This window comes from Bacteroidales bacterium (assembly GCA_018334875.1).
Lineage (GTDB): Bacteria > Bacteroidota > Bacteroidia > Bacteroidales > UBA12077 > JAGXLC01.
On the sequence record JAGXLC010000283.1, the window covers coordinates 1 to 5,279 of the forward strand.

Consider the following 5,279-nt stretch of genomic DNA (forward strand, 5'->3'; position numbering starts at 1 on the left):
CGGCAACGATGGTCTTTTGGATGACCATCTCACCGTCTTCCATAGTAAACAAGATCAAATCGGCCCGTTTCCCCTGGCTTATTTCACCAACCTCATCCAGGTCAAACTGCCTGGCCGGATTGGTACTGGCCATTTGAATGGCATCTTTAAGGCTGCACTGAGTAAATTCCAGCATATTGGACACACATTTGCTGATGGGTGAAGCAGCTCCGGCCAGAACATTCTGATCAGGGAATTTAACTACATTCTCCGTCAACTGAAGGGTTCGTCCTCCCCTTTCATATTCACCCGGCGGAAGACCGGCCAAATCCAGGGCATCGGAGACCAAAATTAAGTTATCAGCTCCTTTCACCTTATAAAAAGTCTGAACTTCTTCCTGCGTAAGATGATATCCATCGGCAATAATGGAAGGGGTCAGCCGATCGTCTGCCAGTTGTGGCCAGAGGGGATTGTTGTGGCGGTGTATCATATTGGCACAGCCGTTACCCAGGTGATTGCTCATAGAAGCACCGGCATCGGCGGCAGCTTTGATTTCTTCCGCTGAACCGTTATGATGAGCAAGTGTAACCTCTACCCCGCTTTCAACGCATTTGCGGATGAATGGAATGGCTCCCTCCACTTCCGGGGCAACAGCCACCAGTTTTATTCCGTTGCCGGCGGCCTGCTGATATTCCATAAACTCGTCCCAATCCGGCTTTCTGATGTATTTTTCCAGATGAGCGCCGCGGAAACCGTCTTCTGGAGACATATACGGTCCCTCAAGATGAAAGCCCGCTATAGTAGCTCCTATCTCAGAATCATTCAGTGCCTGCGAGAGAATAGAAAAGTTTTTCTTTAACCGTTCATGGGACTGTGAGATCAATGTGGGAAGATAGGTAGTAATCCCTGCTTTCCACAATTCTTTGGTTGCTTTACGAATGCCCTCCAAGGTCAGGTCTCCTCCTGAAAAATCGACCCCCATGTAGCCGTTGATCTGAACTTCTACAAGACCGGGGGCTACATAGGTCTTCTTGCCCTCAGCCTCCATTGCATCTTCAGACAGATGTTGGAGTTTCACTATCCTCCCGTCTGCAATTTTTATCTCCACCGGTTCGCCGTCGCGATAAAAAAGTGCTTGTAAGGTTTGTTCAGAAGATGCCTGGCCAAATGCTGACATGGTATAAACAAATTGTAAGATAAAAAGCAAAGCGATAGATTTCAGCATAAATTTATTCATAATATTATAATTTAATGGTTTAAACTATGACCAAATTCTACGAATTGTCATCTTAACCTCGTGTGCCGGCTTCTTTACGGGCACGTTCCCATATTGTTCCCAGGTTAACTGAGGCACCTCCCAGGCGTTTGCTTTCATCTGCGGCTTCCATAAAGGCCAACAATTCGAGTGTCTCCTCACGGGGTACCGGGGGTTCGCCTGTATCAAAAAAATTTGCTATTTCCTTCAACAAAGGTTTATACCCCTGGTATTCGCCCAGTGTCGAATTACCCTCTTCCCCGAAAGCCATACCACCATAATCGTGTTTACCCTCGCGCATACCGCGGAAGGTACCTATACGTTTATTCTGCCAGAGGCCAACAACCATATCTGTGCCTTCGGTATAGACCCGTTCAACACTTTTACAACCTGTACCCATAACTGTATACAATAATTCTACGCCATGTATCCCATACCAGAATAGATCGGGATGGGTTTGCTCGATCGTGGCGGGACTATAAGTAGAAGCCCCCAAAACTTTTCCCAGTTTACCCCGGGCAATTGCCTGGGCATTGGCCGTGCCATGCCGCAAGGAGGAAGAAGAAAATATGGGTACATTGTACTGCTCTGCCTTATCGTATAGGATAATGGCATCGCTTAAAGAAGCCGTAACGGGTTTATCCACAAACATGGTTTTGCCTGCTTCCAGTACCGGCATGGCCTGCTCCAGATGCAGCCGCCCGTCATTGGTCTCCAGAAGTACGAAATCTACCTGGTCTATCAATTCTTCTATTGAATCCACGATCTCAACCCCCATCTCCTTTACCTTTTCTTTATACCCGGGTATCCGTTCATAGCTGGATCTGATGGTGCTGCTGCCTTTGGGATAAGCAGCTACAACACGATATCCTGCAAAGTCCTTATCGCCGTTATCCTCATTGAATGTCTGGGTAAAAGCAATAGAATGAGAAGTATCCAGGCCAATAATCCCTATTCTTTTATTATCGGCGGCAATATCGGACTTTCGCCCTGCAAACAACGGATTGCCCAGAAGGCTCATGCCGATGGTAGCCGAGGCGCTCGTTTTAATAAAATTACGCCGTGTTTGTTTTGTTTTCATATCAATGATTCTTTGTTAAATCCTAAAAATTATTTTTATACTTTAGGCTCCCAGCCGGGTTCATAGGTCCTGGCCCACATTTGCATGGCTTCACCGTCGCCTAAAATTCTTCCATTTTCGGGATTTGTTCTGAGCTTTCTGCCTAAAAACTGGGAAATATTACCCAGATGACAAAGCACATTACTCTTTTGAATTTCATCTATCGGGGCATTATTCTGTGAATTATCCTGTATGGCTTTAAGAAAATCATGCATATGCGCATCACTGACATCACCGCCTGCCTGCAGATCATCGGCCTCTTCAATATCTTCCTCACTGGATGTCACCGGATTTCCTTCCCGGTCAAAAACCTTATAAGAACTTCGCGAGAGGATCATACTCCCGTCAGTACCATAAATTATAGCACCGGGACCGGCCGAATGCCCGGTACAACTCTTTCCGTCCCATACAATCATCTTCCGGCCTTCGTATTTAAAGCTTACAACCTGAGTATCAAAAAACTCCCAATCGTCCTCATAATGAAACCTTCCACCACTGGAGGAAACCAAAACAGGATAACTGTCGATACCCATGGCCCATCTTATCTCATCCACATTATGAACAGCATTGTTACCAATTTCACCGGTTCCCCATCTCTTGAACCAGTGCCAGTTATAATGGATCACGTTATCCCGGTAGGCTGTTCGGGGTGCCGGACCCTGCCAAAGGTCATAATCCAGCCAATCAGGCACAGGCGCCTTCTTCCCGTAACCAATAGATCCTCTCGGTCTTGCATATTCCGCCCTTCCATAATAGGGGCGGCCTATAATTCCATCTCTGATTTGTTGAATTCCTCTCTTGCATATTGATGAGGAACGGGTTTGGGTTCCTGCCTGTACAACCTTACCATACTTTTTCTGGGCTTTTACTATCAGTTCCCCTTCACGGGCATTGTGACTGATGGGTTTTTCAACATATACATGCTTCCCAGCATTAAGGGCCATAATACTTGCCGGGGTGTGCCAGTGGTCGGGAGCAGCAATAACCAGTGCATCTACCGAATCATCATCCAATGCCTTTCGGAAATCTATAACTCCTTTCGGTTTTCTGCCTTGTAAATCCTCTACCATCTTTACTCTCTCTTCAACAGCCCGCTGATCTACATCACAAATGTAGGCTACTTCCCCGATTTTAGAACGAACAACACTCTGTGCCAATGCACTGCCCCGGCTATGCACACCCATAACGGCAACTCGTACCCGGTCATTGGCGCCCGGTATATTCCGGGTGCTCTGGGCCTGCAAGTTATTCAACCCTGCAAATGTGATTCCGGCAGTACCTACTGCTACTTTTTTTAAGAAATCTCGTCGTGATTGTTCCATGATTTATTTTTTGATTCTTTTATATCGAGCAATTTAATTTTAATTAACCAATACATTCCCTCAGTTTGTCGACCCAAACCGGTATGTCCTCGTAGGGAGCATCCTCTTCATATTCAAGGGAAACATATCTTCTGTATCCTTCATTCTTGAGCATACGAATGACTCTTTCCGGATCAGTGGAGATGGATCTGCCTCCCTCAACCGTTGATCTTACATTTACTTTCAACTGAACAACCACGGCATAGGGTGCAACTTCCGCCATTTGTTTGTACCAGTTATCAGCAAAATTTCCTGTATCCAGGTTGGCGCCAAACCAGGGAGAATCTATCTCCTGGATGATCTTTATCACCTGTTCGGAAGTGGTCGGAAAACCACCATGGTTTTCAATGGCCAAAACAATGCCCTTTTGACTTGCATAGTCAACACATTCCTTCATATTGGGGATAACCCAGTCATAGGCATCCTTTTCGGTATAACCCTCAGGTATGTGTCCACCACCAAAAACCCTGATGGAAGGAGCTCCCAGTATAGCAGCCTTATCTACCCAGTATTTAACATCTTCCACCTGTTTCTTTCTTTCTCCTTCATCCGGTGTAATAAAATCATTTCCAATGGCTGTTCCACTGATATCCAGACCCAGATGGAAACACTTGTTTCTCAGATCCAGTAAATATGAATCCTCTTCGGATTCAAAGAAATAGGACGTTGGCTCTGTGCCATCCAGCCCGAGCTTATCGCAGTAATCAATGAACTCTGTCATGGTCAGCTTGTCATTTCTGAAATGATTAACAAAAGAATAGGCTGACAAGCTAAGCTTAATCCTTGAATCATTGATTTTTGCTGTGTTGGAAGAGGCAAAAAGGGTTCCCGGATTAAATGCAGTAAGGCCTGCGCCTAACGCACTCAGCTTTAGGAATGATCGACGTGTAAAAGAATTATTACTCATAATAATTTAAATTTAATAAGTTTTTAATAAAGTTGAAAAATATGAAATCAAAATGAAGATATCAAGCCTAAATCCAATTATTCTGGTATAAGCCCTTTATTCAAACTGCTTCACGTATTCCAGGAATTTTTTTGCAGTATTATCCAGATTTTCAACAGAGCCTCCTCCTTTCAGCACTTCACACATTTCATAAACCAAATATCCCTGGTAGCCGATTTCTTTTAAAGTATTGAAGTAGGTTTCATAATCAATAATGCCTTCACCTATGGGAACAGCACGAAGCACATCATCCTGTCCGATATAATTTGTCAGATTCGACTCATAACGGAACCGTGGCAAACGCACATAATCCGCGGCAATGGTATTAACAATAAAAGGTTTCATTTTTATAATGGATTGCCGGATTTCCTCAGAACTTAATCCTTCAAGAGTAGGGGACCAGGCATCCCAGCCTGCCTTTACATTAGGGTGATCAACTTCATTCAGCAGCCAATACATGGCATCGTGGTGCAGGGCAATATCGTGGTGGTTTTGAACGGCCAGGGTAACATCATATTTGGCCGCTTTCTCTCCGGCCAGTTTCAGGCCTTCCACCACTTTCCCGTATTGGGTATCATAATCAACTCCTTCATGCTCATAACCGGTGAATATCCGCAC

The 5,279-nt window shown here is 45.0% G+C and carries 5 protein-coding genes; all 5 read right to left on the bottom strand.

The annotated features are described in order from the left end of the window. Positions 1-1,216 (bottom strand): N-acetylglucosamine-6-phosphate deacetylase (nagA, locus tag KGY70_16480; GenBank protein MBS3776796.1); only part of this gene is annotated, 1,216 nt, incomplete at its 3' end. 52 nt (positions 1,217-1,268) lie between these two features. Then, a complete protein-coding gene (locus tag KGY70_16485) occupies positions 1,269-2,255 on the bottom strand; it encodes a Gfo/Idh/MocA family oxidoreductase (GenBank protein MBS3776797.1) in 987 nt (328 codons plus the stop codon). Positions 2,256-2,350: 95 nt separating this feature from the next. After that, positions 2,351-3,676, bottom strand: coding sequence for a Gfo/Idh/MocA family oxidoreductase (locus KGY70_16490; GenBank protein ID MBS3776798.1), 1,326 nt, complete (start codon positions 3,674-3,676; stop codon positions 2,351-2,353). A 43-nt stretch (positions 3,677-3,719) separates the two neighbouring features. Beyond that, on the bottom strand, positions 3,720-4,622 hold the full coding sequence (locus KGY70_16495) for a TIM barrel protein (protein ID MBS3776799.1): 903 nt from the start codon (positions 4,620-4,622) through the stop codon (positions 3,720-3,722). A gap of 96 nt (positions 4,623-4,718) precedes the next feature. Then, a partial coding sequence (locus KGY70_16500; GenBank protein MBS3776800.1) for a sugar phosphate isomerase/epimerase occupies positions 4,719-5,279 on the bottom strand: 561 nt, incomplete at its 5' end.